The organism is Gammaproteobacteria bacterium, from assembly GCA_029882975.1.
In the GTDB taxonomy this organism is placed as follows: Bacteria; Pseudomonadota; Gammaproteobacteria; order SZUA-152; family SZUA-152; genus JAJDNG01.
The window spans coordinates 104575-120821 of sequence record JAOUJW010000004.1 but is presented as its reverse complement, the minus strand read 5'-3'; the positions used below and the strand labels follow the sequence as shown (position 1 = coordinate 120821).

General features: G+C 47.7%; 17 protein-coding genes. 7 read left to right on the top strand and 10 right to left on the bottom strand.

Going from position 1 to position 16247, the window contains the following annotated elements; genetic code table 11:
- Positions 1 to 14 precede the first annotated feature (14 nt).
- The 3 genes from OEY58_04715 (at position 15) to OEY58_04705 (ending at position 3165) form a co-directional block, all read left to right on the top strand.
- Entirely contained in the window at positions 15 to 1301 is a 1287-nt protein-coding gene (locus OEY58_04715; GenBank protein ID MDH5324745.1) for a serine protease, read from the top strand.
- Positions 1289 to 2290, top strand: coding sequence for an FHA domain-containing protein (locus tag OEY58_04710; GenBank protein ID MDH5324744.1), 1002 nt, complete (start codon positions 1289 to 1291; stop codon positions 2288 to 2290). The genes OEY58_04715 and OEY58_04710 overlap by 13 nt, the downstream gene beginning before the upstream one ends.
- Before the next feature lie 134 nt (positions 2291 to 2424).
- Positions 2425 to 3165: a porin family protein gene (locus OEY58_04705; protein ID MDH5324743.1), complete on the top strand. Its 741-nt coding sequence runs from the start codon at positions 2425 to 2427 to the stop codon at positions 3163 to 3165.
- 63 nt (positions 3166 to 3228) lie between these two features.
- Here OEY58_04705 and OEY58_04700 read toward each other — a convergent pair whose 3' ends face one another.
- From OEY58_04700 to OEY58_04685, 4 genes are all read right to left on the bottom strand, one after another.
- Positions 3229 to 3843, bottom strand: coding sequence for a hypothetical protein (locus OEY58_04700; GenBank protein ID MDH5324742.1), 615 nt, complete (start codon positions 3841 to 3843; stop codon positions 3229 to 3231).
- Between the two features lie 113 nt (positions 3844 to 3956).
- Positions 3957 to 5588: a hypothetical protein gene (locus tag OEY58_04695; protein ID MDH5324741.1), complete on the bottom strand. Its 1632-nt coding sequence runs from the start codon at positions 5586 to 5588 to the stop codon at positions 3957 to 3959.
- A 125-nt stretch (positions 5589 to 5713) separates the two neighbouring features.
- Complete coding sequence (locus OEY58_04690) at positions 5714 to 6082, bottom strand: VOC family protein (protein MDH5324740.1); 369 nt, start codon at positions 6080 to 6082, stop codon at positions 5714 to 5716.
- Between the two features lie 61 nt (positions 6083 to 6143).
- Positions 6144 to 7034: a DMT family transporter gene (locus tag OEY58_04685; protein ID MDH5324739.1), complete on the bottom strand. Its 891-nt coding sequence runs from the start codon at positions 7032 to 7034 to the stop codon at positions 6144 to 6146.
- Between the two features lie 61 nt (positions 7035 to 7095).
- Here OEY58_04685 and dapC point away from each other — a divergent pair, with 61 nt between their 5' ends.
- From dapC to dapE, 4 genes are all read left to right on the top strand, one after another.
- Positions 7096 to 8295: a succinyldiaminopimelate transaminase gene (dapC, locus tag OEY58_04680; protein MDH5324738.1), complete on the top strand. Its 1200-nt coding sequence runs from the start codon at positions 7096 to 7098 to the stop codon at positions 8293 to 8295.
- A gap of 85 nt (positions 8296 to 8380) precedes the next feature.
- A complete protein-coding gene (gene dapD, locus OEY58_04675) occupies positions 8381 to 9202 on the top strand; it encodes a 2,3,4,5-tetrahydropyridine-2,6-dicarboxylate N-succinyltransferase (GenBank protein MDH5324737.1) in 822 nt (273 codons plus the stop codon).
- Entirely contained in the window at positions 9202 to 9549 is a 348-nt protein-coding gene (locus OEY58_04670; GenBank protein MDH5324736.1) for an ArsC family reductase, read from the top strand. The genes dapD and OEY58_04670 overlap by 1 nt, the downstream gene beginning before the upstream one ends.
- 149 nt (positions 9550 to 9698) lie before the next feature.
- Positions 9699 to 10826: a succinyl-diaminopimelate desuccinylase gene (dapE, locus tag OEY58_04665; GenBank protein MDH5324735.1), complete on the top strand. Its 1128-nt coding sequence runs from the start codon at positions 9699 to 9701 to the stop codon at positions 10824 to 10826.
- 148 nt (positions 10827 to 10974) lie between these two features.
- Here dapE and OEY58_04660 read toward each other — a convergent pair whose 3' ends face one another.
- The 6 genes from OEY58_04660 to OEY58_04635 form a co-directional block, all read right to left on the bottom strand.
- A complete protein-coding gene (locus OEY58_04660) occupies positions 10975 to 11475 on the bottom strand; it encodes a very short patch repair endonuclease (GenBank protein ID MDH5324734.1) in 501 nt (166 codons plus the stop codon).
- Positions 11476 to 11483: 8 nt separating this feature from the next.
- Positions 11484 to 12431, bottom strand: coding sequence for an HNH endonuclease (locus OEY58_04655; protein MDH5324733.1), 948 nt, complete (start codon positions 12429 to 12431; stop codon positions 11484 to 11486).
- A gap of 5 nt (positions 12432 to 12436) precedes the next feature.
- Positions 12437 to 13516, bottom strand: a complete 1080-nt coding sequence (locus OEY58_04650; protein MDH5324732.1) for a DNA cytosine methyltransferase — start codon at positions 13514 to 13516, stop codon at positions 12437 to 12439.
- 11 nt (positions 13517 to 13527) lie between these two features.
- On the bottom strand, positions 13528 to 13719 hold the full coding sequence (locus tag OEY58_04645) for a hypothetical protein (protein MDH5324731.1): 192 nt from the start codon (positions 13717 to 13719) through the stop codon (positions 13528 to 13530).
- A gap of 283 nt (positions 13720 to 14002) precedes the next feature.
- The gene (locus OEY58_04640; protein ID MDH5324730.1) at positions 14003 to 15250 is read right to left on the bottom strand and encodes a hypothetical protein; all 1248 of its coding nucleotides are present in this window, start codon (positions 15248 to 15250) and stop codon (positions 14003 to 14005) included.
- A gap of 62 nt (positions 15251 to 15312) precedes the next feature.
- The gene (locus tag OEY58_04635; protein MDH5324729.1) at positions 15313 to 16191 is read right to left on the bottom strand and encodes a CPBP family intramembrane metalloprotease; all 879 of its coding nucleotides are present in this window, start codon (positions 16189 to 16191) and stop codon (positions 15313 to 15315) included.
- Between the last annotated feature and the right edge of the window lie 56 nt (positions 16192 to 16247).

Below are 16247 nucleotides of genomic sequence, written 5' to 3'. Positions count from 1 at the left end.
TACAGGCTTTTATAATGATTCAGTCTCAAACGGTATTCCGCTCACTCCCCGTGATGGGTTCACTGCTATTATTACTGGCTCTTTGTGCAAACTCGGCCCAGGCCAATTCAGCTAAGAATCTATATGAAACCTTTCAGTCCAGCATTTTTCAAATTCGCGTCATGGAACTGGCATCGGGCAACAAAACCTCCATTGGTTCAGGCTTTTTGATCAGCAAACAAGGGCACATTGCCACTAACTACCACGTTATCTCGCAGTTCATTCAACACCCGGACCGATATCGCCTGGAATATATCAATCAAAATTCCAGCCCAGGCGAACTCAGTGTTGCCGATATAGACGTTGTACACGACCTCGCAATCGTCAAAGCCGCTCCGATCAAAGCCCCCGTGTTTAAACTGAAAGAATTAAAACTGGCCAAAGGTATGAGACTGTATGCCTTAGGCAATCCTCATGACCTGGGCATGAGCATTGTTGAAGGCACATATAACGGTCTGCTGGATCACTCTCTCTACGACAAAATCTTCTTCAGCGGCTCCTTGAACCCCGGCATGAGTGGCGGACCCGCACTCCATTCCAGTGGCGTAGTTTCCGGCATTAATGTTTCTACCGCGGGTAACCAACTCAGTTTTTTGGTGCCCGTCCAATATTTGCGCCGTTTGTTTGAGCAAGTACAACACCGTGACGGGGAACCCACCGCTGATTTTTTTGAACGCATAGAAATCCAGTTACGTGACAATCAGGCGCTGTACATGCAAAAATTTCTGGATAGCGAATGGCCCAGCACAGAATTTGGCGGTTTCAAACTTCCGGGCCAACTGGCGGATCTGTTTAAATGCTGGGGTGACCGCAGTAACGATAAAGAGTCCTATTTGCAACATTCTTACAGTCAATGCAGCAGCGATGACCGCATTTATCTGTCTCACGCATTTAGCACAGGAGGGATTTCCTACTCCTATGATTTATATCAAGCATCGGAACTCTCTTCGATGCATTTTTATAATCTTTATAAAAAAAATTTCGGCCAAGATTTACGAGTGAATTCCGCCGGCAAAGAGGACGTGAACAATTACGACTGTCACACCCGATTTACCCGGCTTGCAGACAAGGACTGGAAGTCTGCCCTGTGCGTACGCAGGTACAAGAAGTACCCATCCTTGTGGGATGTATCTCTGGAAATGGCCTTGGTTAACGACTCAGTAAAAGGCATCATCATCCAACTGGCATTAGCCGGGGTTAGTCGCGATTTAGCGCTGAAATTTATCGACAAGTTTTCCAAGGAAATCCATTGGCAGAAATAATCATAGAAGTTCTGAACCGCCTGGGGCATGTTTCGGAACGTCACAAGTTTGAACACTTACCGGTTACGGTGGGACGATCCTATCGAAATGACCTCATCATTGCGGACCAACATGTCTCGCCGCAGCACTTGTTGATATCGCAGGGAGAACAGGGACAGCAAGGTGAACAAAGTGCCACCTGGAAAATCCACGATCAAGGCAGTCACAATGGCATGTTTCTCAAACGCGCCAACAGCACGGTAAAGCGTGTAGACGAGACACTGGACTGGGTTGATATGGATTCGGGCGATGAGGTTATTATTGGCAAAACCCGGTTGCGATTCTACTCCACAGACCATCCGGTGGCAGAAACGCAAATGTTACCTAAACAGGACGCCCTCTCCCGGGTGGTAGGCAAACCCTTGGTGACTTCCACAATTTTACTCGGCTTCATATTGTTCTATATCCTGAACCATCAACTCAGTAGCAGCAAGCCCCTTTCCGCGGACAAGCTGATCGCCATGTCCTTACCGCCAGTGTTCATATCACTGGCGTGGGCAGGTATTTGGGCCTTTGTTGGTCGCGTATTGAAGCACGAAGCGAATTTCAGCGTCCAGTTCAGTATTACCCTACTATTTACCTTAAGCATTTTATTACTCAGCAATACCAAGGAGTATCTTCTATATAACTCCGGCAGCAGCACCATCAGCATGATTGTGGAAACCCTGGCCACCGGAATGTTGCTGGCCACTCTGTTGTATATCAATATGGAAAACAGCACCAACACCTCTATGAAAACCCGCCTTTGGACCAGCCACGGTGTCGCCTGGGGCATCTTGTTGGCCGGTATGTTCTTAAGTTATGCCAACAAGCCGGACTTCAGACACTCCCCTAACTTCCCCTCTGTACTCAAACCACCGTTTGCCAAAGTAGTCCCCAGCGAAGAGTTTGCAGATTTTCTCAAGGACAGCGAAGAACTGTTTGAACAGGAAATTGAAGACAAAGGATAACAGGGCAGTTCATTTGCCAAATAACCTCTGAGAACGGCTAACCCATAAGTACTAAGCAATTCGAGTGGGTTGCTTTCCTCAAACTGCGGTGTATAGTTACGGCCTATTCGTTTACTATCGATCGAGAGAAAACCATGAATGCCGATATAAAAACCAATATTCACTCCATTCCGACAACCATAAGAAGCATGACTCTCAAAGCAATATCTCTAAAAACAATATCTCTAAAAACAATATCTCTAAAAACAATATCTCTAAAAACAATGTCACTAAAAACAAAACCTATAGGAACAATAGCTCTACGTACAATGGCTCTACTCTTCCCGATGCTTATTTGTCATTCCGTCTATGCCGATAGTATTTTTGCTTTAAAAACCGGACAAGTGAATTGGGGCGAGGACACCATTACCGTGCAAGGTACCACAGTGGATATTAACTCCCATAAAGTGCGCCCGGTGGGACTGGAATATCACTATCTAATTTCCAACGGCCTCGCATTTGGCAGCGACATTTATTATCAAACGATGGACCTTAGCGGCTCACCGGACGCATACGCCAGCTACTATCGGTACCTGCTCCAGGCGAAATATTATTTTCCACCGGTACGAAAAGTTCGGTTTTATGCCGGCGGAGGTTTTGGACGGGGACGGCTCAACATCCATGGGAATAGTTCTGAACCCAATGCCATTTTAAGAGGAAACATTCAAGGTGCCACCGCCGGCATGAAAATACAAATCGCACCGCGTTTTGTTTTGAGCATGGAACTGCGCAAATCCCTCCTCGATCTCCATGACGGCAGTGATGCATATGACGGTAATAATACTGAGTTTTTTCTCTTAATGAGTTTCAACAAAGACCGAGCTCATATGTTTTAATATTTGCCCCAGAAAATAAATGCATTAAAAACACCAGCGCCTATTAAACTTTCCCTGGTGTTTTTATCTTTGAGACCCCTTAATGCGTTTGTGAGACTTTTGAGCATCGGCGTCGTTAAAATAGTACACTGCATTGAAACTGTAAGCCATTACGGAGTTATTTTTCTGGGTATCCTTTACATTAAAATACTGCATCAGTTCGGCATGTAAAGCCAAGCGTTTATCCATTAAGAAAGTGCCAATTGAAGTCCCTAACACGAATCCAGTGCTGCCCAAGGAATCCGCACTCCCATCGACTCTGTCCTGAACTTCGGTACGAATTTTGTACACACCGGCTTTAAAATTCATGAAACTGGTTAGACTGCGCGAGGACAACACGCTGTAAGAGAACAACAGGCTCCCACCCTGCATATGCAAAAAAACATCCCGCCCCGTCCAGCTAACATCGGCCTGCCCCATATTAAACAGCTCCAAATATCCGGAAAACGCATTGGCCTTGTGATTATAAAATCGATACCCCAGAATCAGCTTTTTCTGCACACTTTCATTAACATCCTGGTAATTGTACTGTGCCGTTCCGCCCCCTGCCCCGGCAAACACGTCACCATAGGATTTAACAGGAAAAACCGTAATGATCGCCGGTAAAACTATGGCACCCAGCATTTGAAACAAGCCCATCACCTACCCCTAGTCGTATTGTTGTTAGTGCAAATACCGCAAAAACCTGCACCTGAACTATCATACTAAATATTGACGCCTTAGGGAAAACCGGCAAGCGGACGTAGAATGGTCTATATTCCTTTGTATTTCAACAAGCTGCTGTATTTTGCTTTAGATTTATCAAAACGGGCAACAATGGCTATCTCACCCTCACCGATGGGCACATAACCGGAAAACACGTTGCCCGCCTGTTCCAGAAAATACCATTGATCCCCAATAGTCACCGCTACCTCGACCGCCTCCGGCACTCGAATTTTGAACAATTCAGGCTGACCACTGGCCAATTGATTGTCAATGGGGCTATAGAGAAAGACATCTTGTTCAGTGTATTTTTTGTATCGAGTGGGAAAGCGCACCCTGCCATCTCCCGTTTGCGCCACGACGGTGTATTCCAATGTGGATATCTTTGGGCTGTTATTTTGGGCGGCCTGCGAGAAAAAATGTAGAACGTATTCACCTGCCTGGGGAAACAGAGAGTAGATTCGGTAACGATCACCTTCTCGTTGCAAAAACACTTGATCCCGTGACAACACCTGTCGATCCTGCTGTAACTGGGCGGAAATTTTTATACCCGGAGGTACTTTTAAAGACATTTCCAAACGGCCGTTGGTATAGATGACCCCTTCCGGATGGCTGTCCACTTGGATACCGCTGTCGAAATAAGCATCGTGGAACATGGGAAAGGTTTTTTGCGATCCCCGTTGAGCTACGATTTTGTATTCCAAGGCCCGGGTGAAACTGGAATCGAGCTTCCGGTCCTTGGTAAAAACCTGTAACCGGTATTCCCCCTCTTGAGGAAACACCGCACTAATGGCCGTTTTGCCCCTTGCCTGGGTCCAGTAAAATTGATGCCGATCCAAGGGTGTGTCAGTTAAATACAAATAGGCTGTTATCTCAGACTGCTCCGGAACATAGAGTGACAAATTCAGCTGCTCATTGGTGCGAATGACCGCCTCATTGTGACTGTCCAAACGTAGACCGTGTTCAAAAAATTCTGAATTCAAATACACAGTACGATTAAAATCGGTAAAACTCTTGGGACGTTCCAACAGCTGCCAACGTTGTTCTTTAGGATAGTGACTGAAAATAAACTGCTGCGGCTCACTTAGAAAATAAAACTCACGAAAGCGCTTTTTAAAACGTTTGGACTTTCGATCAATGGTTCCGGCACCCCAAGTGGCGTCCACCAGGTACCACTCACCATCGATACGGACGGCATTCCATGCGTGGTTCTCATTGCTGTCCGCGTCACCTGCCTGATACCCAAAACCTTTGGCATAACCGCTGATTTTAACGGCCTTTAAACCCGCAATCGCGGCCATATCGATAAACAAGCGCGAGTACGCATCACAGACCCCTCGGCGGCGTTTCAATACATGAGCTGTTTTTACAGCACGATTGCGGTACCGCCCTGAAAAATAGGATTTGGTGTCGTAAGCAATGTTCTCGGTGATCCAGCGGTATATAGCCCTGGCTTTTTCACGTTCAGAGCGCGCCGGTTTTATTAAATAAGGTACTAAATGTTTAATGGAACGGGTCTGTTGTCGCGGCGTGTTCAAAACATGGCGGTCAATGTGTACATATTGACTCACCCCATCCGGGCGGGTATCTGCCGGCTCAGATCCGGATAGATTGGCAAACACCGGAGTGTTGAATAGCAATAAACCTGCGGGTAATAAATGCAAAAAACCAAGCGCCTTCATAACCACCGTAAACTCCGGAATTTCTGAACCCAATCTCAATTTATAACGACTTCCCACACCCAAACCTTAGACCCTTGAGCGCAGACAAGCTTCACATTCTCAACACAATGATTTACAGGGAATTCTTAACCCCCTACGAACTCCAAGGCATTACCGTCCGGATCGCGTAAAAACAACGCATTGCGCCCGGACCGGCTGCGGGTAAAGGAGATCCCGTGTTGCTCCAAGCGTTGTATCAATGCCTCTATATCATCCGCTGCAAAAGCCACATGGCGGTCATAGCCGCCGTGAAGCGGCCGTCCCTCAACCGGGTCGGGGTTGGGCTGCTGAATCAGGTGAAGCTGTTGTGGGCCCAACTCAAACCAAACACCGGGATAACCCAAATCCGGTCGATCTGAGGATTTTTCCAGGCCGATAATCTCCTGGTAAAATCGCTCTGATACGACAGTGTCCGCCACCAATAAGCTGACGTGTAGCAAGGTAGAAATGGTCATAGTTCCATCCGATAGTTTTATTAGTAAACGGGCAAAACGCTTTTACCCGGCGCGGCGGAATTTACGATTGTGGCGACATTTGCGATCGAGCTGACAAATACCCCGCCAAAACAATGAGTAAGCCACCCAACCATTCCTCTTGGCTCATGCGTTCATGACTTAACCAGTGGGATGACAGTGCCGCCGCAACCAACTCGAACAGCAATATTATGGCTGAACGGTGCAGGGGTAAATGGGTGACTCCATACTGCACTGTGAACGTCATGAGCATAACCAGCGCTCCACCAATAAACAAAGTACCGGTCACCACACCGGCACTTATCTGGGGCACACTGGCGCCCTGCACCAGTAGCAAAACCGCGCTAAGTACGGTGACTCCCAACCATGCCGCCAGATTTTTTGCCGGTACCGAGGTTTCCTGTAATTTACGCACCGCTGCATTGCCCAACGCAAATGCCATCCCCGAGGTGATAGCCAACACATCCGCCCTGGACTGGGGCCAGGGGAATCCTATAGCCGGGTCCCACAACATGATCAACGCCCCCACAATAGCCACAACCAACGTCGACCAGGACAACCATGTGAGCCGTTCCCCCAGCCACCAGCGACTCAGTAAGGTCGCCCACACCGGCGAGAGGTAAAACAGCAGTAACACCCGCATCACATTGCCTTCCAATATCGCCAGAATAAAGGCCACATTGCACCAGGCATTACCTGCCGCTACCAGAAACACAATGTGGGGCAATCGAGAAAACTCTTTCAAGTGTTTGTAATAAAACAACATACCTACGGATAGAGCGACACTATAGACCATTAATGTGATCCAAAGCCCACTCAGTCCGCGCGTTTCGAGAAACCTCAAGGGATACCAGGACACCCCCCACAGGGTGGCGGCTACCAATAGTGAAATAATGGGCCAAAATTGATTTTGGGTATTAGGATTGGTTGACATAGAGTGAATGATTTATACTACACAGTTTTGCGAAACCACATCGTGGCAAAAACCAGAATCAATGAATCCGGACCTGAACAAATTAAAATCCTACCCGTTTGAGAAATTGTTGCAATTGAAAACGGGCATCACTCCGCCAGAGGGTTTGGAGCCAATTGCGTTGTCCATTGGCGAGCCCAAACACGAAGTGCCGAATTTTGTCGCTCCCGAATTGCTCAAACACCTGAGCAGTCTGGGGCAATACCCCTTGAGCAAAGGCACGGACGAATTACGCCAATGCATTAGTGACTGGCTGACGCGTCGTTTCCATCTGAACGAAGGCAGCGTAAGCCCCGCCGAGCATGTCATTCCAGTCAATGGCACTCGCGAAGCCTTGTTTGCCTTCGCCCAGGCGGTGGTCGACCGACAGCAAAACCCGCTTGTCATCATGCCCAATCCCTTTTACCAGATTTATGAAGGAGCCGCCTTATTGGCCGGCGCCGAACCCTATTACCTTAATACTGTAGCAGAAACACATTTCGTTCCAGATTTTGAGCAAGTCCCGGCCCAAGTGTGGTCCCGCTGTCAACTGCTGTATTTGTGTTCACCCGGCAACCCCACCGGAGCCGTCATGGACTTGCCGTCTTTGCAAAAGCTGATTCAACTGGCTGACGAACACGATTTTATTATCGCCTCGGATGAGTGTTATTCGGAAATTTATTTTGATGAAACCGCACCGCCACCAGGCTTATTACAGGCAGCACAGGCGATGGGCCGGACCGATTTCAAACGTTGCGTGGTATTTCACAGTTTGTCCAAACGTTCCAATGTGCCCGGACTACGATCCGGCTTTGTCGCCGGCGACGCCGCCGTCTTGAAGAAATTTTTACTGTACCGGACTTATCACGGCTGTGCAGTACCATTGTTTATCCAAGCTACGAGCATCGCTTTGTGGAATGACGAGGAACATGTGCGACAAAACCGGGATATATACCGACACAAGTTCGACTCCGTATTAAAAGTGTTACAACCCCATTTGCAAGTGGAGCACCCACAAGCCGGATTTTACTTGTGGCCGCAAACACCCAGCGATGACGAAACCTTTGCAAAAGAATTGTATCGCAGCCAAAACATAACCGTATTACCCGGTACGTATTTGTCCCGCGATACCAGCGACGGCAATCCCGGTAAAAACCGAGTCCGCATTGCCCTGGTCGCCACCGAGTCACAGTGCCTGGAAGCAGCCAATCGCATGGTGAGTTTCATACAAAAAGGAATCTAAGAGATTATCCGCAATTAAGCGAACTAGTGCTTAACATTTATTAAAACAGTTTAAACGAACATTACTGACATCAGGAGCAAGCAGAATGACCGATTTACAAAACGTCATTGAAGAGGCATTTGAACACCGTGCCGACATTACCCCTCGCAGCGTAGACACCCATGTGAAAGAAGCCGTAACCATGGCTATCGACCAACTGGATAAAGGCCGCTTGCGCGTTGCCGAAAAAATTGACGGCGAGTGGGTGGTGAATCAATGGCTGAAAAAAGCGGTATTACTGTCTTTTCGCATTGAAGACAACCGCTTTATGAAAGGCGGTTTCACCAACTATTTTGATAAAGTGGACTCCAAGTTCGCCGATACCAACTCGCGTGAATTCCGTGAAAGCGGTGTCCGCATTGTACCGCCGGCCACCGCTCGGCGCGGTTCTTACATTGCTCCCAATGTGGTGTTAATGCCCTCTTACGTCAACATCGGTGCTTATGTAGACAGCGGCACTATGGTGGACACCTGGGCCACCGTAGGCTCCTGTGCACAGATTGGTAAAAACGTACACTTGTCCGGGGGCGTCGGCATTGGTGGTGTGTTGGAACCTGTACAAGCCAACCCCACCATTATCGAAGACGATTGCTTCATCGGCGCTCGTTCCGAAGTGGTGGAAGGGGTGATTGTGGAAAAAGGCTCGGTTATTTCCATGGGGGTTTACATCGGTCAAAGCACGCGCATTTACAACCGTGACACCGGCGAAATCACCTACGGTCGTATCCCCGCGGGTTCGGTTGTGGTCTCCGGCAACCTGCCCTCCAAAGACGGCAAATACAGCCTCTACTGCGCAGTCATTGTGAAGCAAGTGGATGAGAAAACCCGCAGCAAAGTGGGCATCAATGAGTTATTGCGAGACATTTAATGCTGACGTTGTACGGCATTAAAAACTGCGATACGGTACGTAAAGCCCGCAAGTGGCTGGATGCTCAAGCGGTGGCATATGCATTCCAGGACTTGCGCGAACAGGCCGTACCGCAACAACAGTTGCAACAATGGCTGCAACAGTTAGGCTGGGAAACCGTGGTCAATCGCCGCGGCACAACGTGGCGACAGTTAGACGCCGGTGACAAAGACGCCATGGACAACAACAAAGCCCTGACTCTGATCAGCCAACATCCTGCTTTAATCAAACGCCCGGTACTGCAAGGACCGGGCATATTACAGGTAGGATTTTCGGAATCTAATTACACTGAGCTGTTAAAGACTTAAGTTGTTAAAGACTGATGTTGTTAATGACTGAGTTGTTAGAGACTGAGTTGTTAGAGACTGAGTTGTTAGAGACTGAGTTGTTAGAGACTGAGTTGCGGAAATACACGCACAAATAAAAACGCAAAGACCGATAGCAAAAAGGAAAGTCCGTGTCCAAGACCTTAGAACTGGCTAAAGACCTCATCGCCAGAAACTCCGTTACTCCCGCCGATGCCGGTTGCCAGGAGATGATGGGCCAATTTCTCCAACCCTTGGGCTTTGATGTGGAACCCATGCGCTTTGGTGAGGTGGACAATCTGTGGGCGCGCAAAGGCACCGCAGAACCCTTGTTGGTCTTTGCCGGACACACGGACGTAGTCCCCACCGGACCGGAACAGCAATGGCGCTTCCCGCCCTTCGAACCCACAGAGCACGATGGCTATTTGTACGGTCGCGGCGCTGCCGATATGAAAGGCTCTTTGGCCGCCATGTTAACGGCGTGCGAATCTTTCCTGGCCCAACATCCACAGCACAAAGGCAGCATCGGTTTTCTCATCACCAGCGACGAAGAAGGCCCCGCCGTGGACGGCACAGTGAAAGTAATTGAAGCTTTGGAAGCCCGGAATGAAAAAATCACTGCTTGTGTGGTGGGCGAACCCACCAGCACTCAGCATGTGGGTGATGTGATTAAAAACGGTCGCCGCGGTTCCCTGGGTGCTGAACTGACCGTTTATGGTGTACAAGGTCATGTGGCCTACCCACATTTGGCACAAAACCCCATTCATCATTTTGCCCCGGCATTGCAAGAGTTAACCGCCATGCAATGGGATATGGGCAACGAGTTTTTCCCGCCCACCACCTTTCAAGTGTCCAACATCAACGGCGGCACCGGTGCCACCAATGTCATTCCCGGCGAATTGAAACTGCTGTTTAATTTTCGCTTCTCTACCGAAACCACACCGGAACAACTGCAACAAAAAGTGGAACAAGTGCTAAACCATCACGGCATCAAATACCAGCTGGACTGGAACCTATCCGGTATGCCCTTTCTAACCCCCAGCGGCACACTGGTAACCGCAGCCACTCAGGCTGTGCATGAAGTCAGCGGACGTGATACGGAGTTATCCACCAGCGGCGGCACCTCCGATGGCCGCTTCATCGCGCCTACCGGTGCTCAAGTACTGGAACTGGGCCCCTGCAACGCCACCATCCACAAAATCGACGAATGCGTCAAAATCCAGGACCTGGATGATTTGTCCGCCATGTACGAGCGGATTATGGTGCATATGCTGGCTTAAACAAGTCACACTTCATTTTAACCATCAGTAGACTGGATTAGCTCAGCGTAATCCGGTGACACGCTTGAAGGCCCCCCTCAATCTTTCATTGGCACACGATTTCCAATACCTATAGTCGCGCTCATCACAGTGATACATTCGCGATGTATTATAAAGCAAGCGACTTGACTCGAATGGTTGTTTCACTTCCAGATTGAATATGGCCACGTATCTCCAGGTCACAAGCTTCAGAAACCAACCACAAGGAAATTCGGTTAATTAGAGTGTCTCGTCCTAATTTCGCCGTCCCTTTGAGAGCGCACTCCCACACCGTTAATACATACCAACCCCCGGCTTTCAACTTTTCACAATTGAGCCCATCCAATTCTTTATTGCGGGATAATTTTTTTCGCCAGAAATTTTTATTCTTTTTGGGCCAAGTGAATGCCGGGCAATCGTGTTGATGCCAAAAACAACCATTTATAAATATAACTGCATTGTATTTGGGAAATACTAAATCAGGCTTTCCCGGTAACCGTTTATCATGTAGTAAATATCGAAAACCTTTTTTGAATAAGCCCTTCCTGATAACCAACTCCGGCTTCGTATCCCCCGCCTTGACCCTGGACATGCAAAACTTTCTCTGTTCCTTGGTCAGGCTGTCAACCATAGTCGATTCTAAAGTTGGATTGAATTCGCATGGACTCTATCGTGACATAAGTTGCATAGAGTTATTAGATTTTCCACAGTATTCGAACCACCCTCTGCATGATGAACTTTATGATGCAACTCCAATATCCTTGGGTCAGCGCGATTATATTCACTTATATGCCACCCGCATTCCGAAACCTGACATTTATATCCGTCACGGCGTAAAACTTCACGACGAGTTTGGTCTGAAATCCGCCTGTCATGTTCATGCGACTGTCTGTCCATTTCCAATAAATAGGTACCGACCGGCAGTTCCGGCATACCCGTTTGTTTAGTGACCACGGGCCAACCAAACTCAGTTCGCAACTCCCTTACCCTCCTAGCCCATTCGGAGCGGTTTTTTGCTAAGTAACGAAGCTCTTCACCAGTCACCAATTTTCCTACATTCATTCTCAAATACTTCAGAAGTCTTGCACGTACTCCTATATCTTTCATATTACGTATGGCATTGGCTTCGTTCCAGCGATGCGCGCCCTCTAAATCTTGTCCTGTACTCAACATAATGTATTGGTCAGGCCGCAAATTTGCTATATCTTGTCCTGAAAGATCCTTTACATATTCTTCTTTTGCCATTTCTTGGTAGGTTACACCGGACATAATAGGCCACCCAAACTGTACTCGAAGCTCCCGAACCCTTCTGGCCCACTCACTTATACCTGCCACCACCATTAACTCTTCACCTTCGATTACTGTATCGGGATACTCTAACAAGTAGTGGAGAATTCGATCACGCGCAGACGACTTATCAGTGGAAATCAATGAACTTCCCAACTCCCACAATAAATAGTGTGCAGGAACCAATCCTTTTACCTGATTCCTCAAACCACCCGAGGCCAACTTCCTTTCGAAATCAAGCAATAGATCAACCAGCTCTTTTCTTAGTTCTTCAGGTGACCAACCGGAGTGCTTCGTCATAGCATCTATGCTACGCGTCGATGTTTCTTTCGTAACAATTCCAAAACCACTTTCGCAACCGCACCTCCAAGTTGAGGAGGAACTGCATTTCCTATTTGCTTGGCGATTTCAATTTTTGACCCTACGAATTTAAACTCATCAGGGAACCCCATCAATCTCGCCGCTTCTCTGTGGGTTATAGGCCTATGCTGATCCGGATGAAGATACCTTCCCTTTTCAGGTTTAAAAAATTCTGTTCGAATCGTTACTGAAGGTCGATCCCACCACAGTCTTCCAAAAAGATCTGTACCGCCGGTTTTTTTCTTTATCCAACACTTTGGTGTCAAGTGTGGCGCATTTTTCTGTAAACTAAATCTGTTCCCTCCCTTGGGAACTGCTCTATATCGTTCTTGGCTCAGTTTTGTTGGGTTGCGACCAAAGTGTAAATTCAAAGGAGGATCGCAAGAACGAATTTCCGTGCCCAAAGGCTTTGGCAAATCTTTAATACATTCAGCTACAGTTTTCCACTTTAATCTACCGTCTTTACCATCCTTCGAATGAGTTTGTTTTGGCGGAAATGAAATAAACGCATCGGACTTACCGGACTTCCAACCTATTATAATGGCTCGTTTTCTGGTTTGAGGAGCACCGTAGTCAGCAGCATTTAAAACATCCGCCGCGGTGTTGAATCCAAGAGAAGATGCCCGCTCGCATATAGCGGAATACTCCGGCGACTTCAATAAACCCTGCACATTTTCAATAACAAATGCCTGTGCACCGGATAATTCCACTACATCCATAAAAGGCTCCCACAACTCCCTCCTTTTGTCGCCCTTTCTTTTTTTGTTCAGCAAACTGAATCCTTGGCAAGGTGGCCCACCGACAACAACATCAGCTTTCGGGACTTTCGGTTTACGAGCCAACCAAGCTTCAATATCCTCACATACCGGCTCACAATTTTTAAAGTTTTCCTTGTGAGACTCCACGGCACTGATATTATTATCCAAACTGAAAATGCAGTTAAATCCTCCACCATATCTGTTATCAGTGAAACCCAAAGTCAGTCCGCCCGCTCCCGCAAACAAATCAATCAACTTTAACTCCATTGGCACCTCTGTTATTTGTATTCTATTTCTTCTTCGGCCACAAAAAGCTCGCGCTGCTCAACCGGAGGATATTTGGCAACATACTCGCGCATAAATTCTCTTAAAACCTGAGCAGCTGGTTTGTCTTGATTTCTGCATGTTGTTAAGAACTCGCTATGCAAGTCCGGGTCAATCCTAATTCTAATTGAAGAACTTTTGATCATTTTTTAGCCGTTTTGGATACACATTTGTGTATCCATTGTAGCTACATTTGAATTCAATACAAGTCACAACCTAGTTGTCAGGCAACCGTTAAGGCGTGCTGCCTGCATTGAAAATTTGGAATCCAAATGATCAGCCGACCCATTCTACTTCGTCGTTTGACAGACAACTGTGTTTTCGAATCTGAAAGGTATTTGTTGATCTAAGTGCAGACTGAAACTCCAGCGAATCGCTTGGCTGAACCACCCACCTATAAAATTTCAGAGAAATTATTGTTACCAATAACTACCACGGATAATTAAACACAACCGTCAACTCGGTTCCTTCGCTGCCGCTGGCTACGTCAGCACGGTATACACCACCGGAAGCAGTAATGAGTCTGACGCCGGTACCTACGCTGACACGTTTTTCGCGCCACAGGGCCGATGTGGTTTCGGAGACAGATGCAGCTTCCACGAAGAAAGCGGTTTGGATGCCGGTGCGTACGTCTCGCCATATCCAGTAGTCGAAGGGTGTGGCTTCCTGAAAGAAATTCCAACGAAACTCTACGCCCAAATAAGCCGAATGAGCGCCTTTGTAACGGCTGCCGGGATAGGAACGCAAGCGTTGGTCACCCCCCATGTCGCGGGCGGTGCCGTATTTTCTTTCATTGTAGGTAGTCAATGCCAACGCATTGCGCGCATCCTCGCAGGCAGTGTCGCCGGGGGTGCAGGGTTCCAGCTCAGCAAGAATCGCTGTCATATTGGTTTCGCCTTCGCGAGTGACATGGGCGTCGGATTGAAAATAGTTTAACGCCAGTGTGTTGTATTTGCCTACGGGAATGTAACCAAAAAGACTGGTATCCATCACCCACAGGTCCGGTGATTTAATGTCTCTGGCTTTGTGCTTACTGTAATTCAGGTCCAACCTGAAGCCTCGCCTGGGGTCGAAATGGTCGTCGGTTAAATCCAGCTGAAAAGATAAGCTGTTTTGGGTGTTTTTTTCCTGGATATTTACGCTGTTAAGAAACTCACCATTGCTGTCTCTTAATGCATCAATGCGATATTCCATCCGGTTGTGGTTAATGCGAAAGTTGAATCGCTTGTCATAAAAACTAAAGACCAGGGCATTGTGGAGACTTTTAAAGAACCCGACTTCCATAATGTTAAAATCATTCTTGGCGCCCTCCATGCCGCGTTTGGAATAGAAGTTGATGCTGGCTTTAGTGATATTCTGATAGGCCGCTTCCATACTGAGCCACTTACCGGCCAAGGGAATTTCGTGCAGAAAAAGCATGGAACCACCGGCATCACCACCGATGGCTAATGCATCTATGTCGATGGTGGTCCCATAGACATTGGAGAAACTGCCCAATACCGTAAGCCCCGAACCAATACCTGGCACACTGTAGGGCAAGGGAAGCACCACGTAGCCGCTCTGAGTGATGTATTGATCGGTTCGTCTTTCCGGTATCTGTACGTCTGCCACTGCGCTTTGCGCTTGCAGCAAGAGCATTGTGCAAACTATTGCGAGGTATGTGCTTTTGTGATTCATCTTGATATCCTTTTAAGACCTTTTATGTCCTTCTAAAAGCATAGAGTCTTATAAACAGGTTACTAGGATTTTAGCAGGGATAAGCCAGCTACCCCGGCCGTGGATTGCGAATTTGTCGGCTCATCCGCTACGTCTTTGCTGAAAAAATAGGATTTTTGACTGATCAACAAGAATACCGTCAGTGCCAGTAAGAACACCGTCTGGATGACTTTACTGTCGGGATGCGTCGCAAAGATCTCGTTAAACACATTGGCCGTCAGATGCAGTAACACCGCGACGAGTATGTTGCGATTGGCTTTGTAATACAGCCAATTCATCAGCAGCACGAACGGGAACAGACTCAGCAAAAAATTTATACTGTAAATAACCCCATCCACCACCAAGTTACTGTGGTAGTAGCCATTAACAAACGCCAGGGGTAAATGCCAAATGGCCCAATACACGGCAAACAGCATTGACGTGGTAAACAGGCTGTAGCGCCTACGCAGGCAGTCGGTACCATAGGAATGCCAGGCCAATTCTTCAATAACGGGGGCCATGATCAAGATAAACCAGACAGGCAATACTCCCGAGCTAAAGCTCGCCTGTCCGCTGATGATGAATTGATCACTACTATGCCCTATTAAGAGCGAAAGGAGCATGGACAGCAGAATACTTAGCGGCATGAGTAACACAGAAAGTAGTAAATAGGGCAACGTGGATTTTTGGAAATTCGTCAGGCGCGATACGACATCCCTCATCACCTTTTTATCTTTGGCCGAATAATACAACGCGACCAACAAGGGGCCGCATAAGCCCAACAAGCCGAAAAAACTGACGTAAGCGCTGTAGTCCGCAGCATCGGCTCGGTGGCTGAGATAAGCGGCCGGTGCCCAACAGGCCCAGGCAGTCAGCGCGCTATAGCCATAGAAGCGAAAAGCGAAGCGGTAATGTGTGACCATGATGACCTCCAAGTGGTGGAAAACCTGGCGAAAACTTTTTCTTTTAGCTGACTAAA

What these genes read in the sequence shown, in the direction of transcription:
- OEY58_04715 (MDH5324745.1), top strand. Translation starts at nt 15, where the DNA reads ATGATTCAGTCTCAAACGGTATTCCGCTCACTCCCCGTGATGGGTTCA.
- OEY58_04705 (MDH5324743.1), top strand. Translation starts at nt 2,425, where the DNA reads ATGAATGCCGATATAAAAACCAATATTCACTCCATTCCGACAACCATA.
- OEY58_04700 (MDH5324742.1), bottom strand. Translation starts at nt 3,843, where the DNA reads ATGGGCTTGTTTCAAATGCTGGGTGCCATAGTTTTACCGGCGATCATT.
- OEY58_04695 (MDH5324741.1), bottom strand. Translation starts at nt 5,588, where the DNA reads ATGAAGGCGCTTGGTTTTTTGCATTTATTACCCGCAGGTTTATTGCTA.
- OEY58_04690 (MDH5324740.1), bottom strand. Translation starts at nt 6,082, where the DNA reads ATGACCATTTCTACCTTGCTACACGTCAGCTTATTGGTGGCGGACACT.
- OEY58_04685 (MDH5324739.1), bottom strand. Translation starts at nt 7,034, where the DNA reads ATGTCAACCAATCCTAATACCCAAAATCAATTTTGGCCCATTATTTCA.
- dapC (MDH5324738.1), top strand. Translation starts at nt 7,096, where the DNA reads ATGAATCCGGACCTGAACAAATTAAAATCCTACCCGTTTGAGAAATTG.
- dapD (MDH5324737.1), top strand. Translation starts at nt 8,381, where the DNA reads ATGACCGATTTACAAAACGTCATTGAAGAGGCATTTGAACACCGTGCC.
- OEY58_04670 (MDH5324736.1), top strand. Translation starts at nt 9,202, where the DNA reads ATGCTGACGTTGTACGGCATTAAAAACTGCGATACGGTACGTAAAGCC.
- OEY58_04660 (MDH5324734.1), bottom strand. Translation starts at nt 11,475, where the DNA reads ATGGTTGACAGCCTGACCAAGGAACAGAGAAAGTTTTGCATGTCCAGG.
- OEY58_04655 (MDH5324733.1), bottom strand. Translation starts at nt 12,431, where the DNA reads ATGACGAAGCACTCCGGTTGGTCACCTGAAGAACTAAGAAAAGAGCTG.
- OEY58_04650 (MDH5324732.1), bottom strand. Translation starts at nt 13,516, where the DNA reads ATGGAGTTAAAGTTGATTGATTTGTTTGCGGGAGCGGGCGGACTGACT.
- OEY58_04645 (MDH5324731.1), bottom strand. Translation starts at nt 13,719, where the DNA reads ATGATCAAAAGTTCTTCAATTAGAATTAGGATTGACCCGGACTTGCAT.
- OEY58_04640 (MDH5324730.1), bottom strand. Translation starts at nt 15,250, where the DNA reads ATGAATCACAAAAGCACATACCTCGCAATAGTTTGCACAATGCTCTTG.
- OEY58_04635 (MDH5324729.1), bottom strand. Translation starts at nt 16,191, where the DNA reads ATGGTCACACATTACCGCTTCGCTTTTCGCTTCTATGGCTATAGCGCG.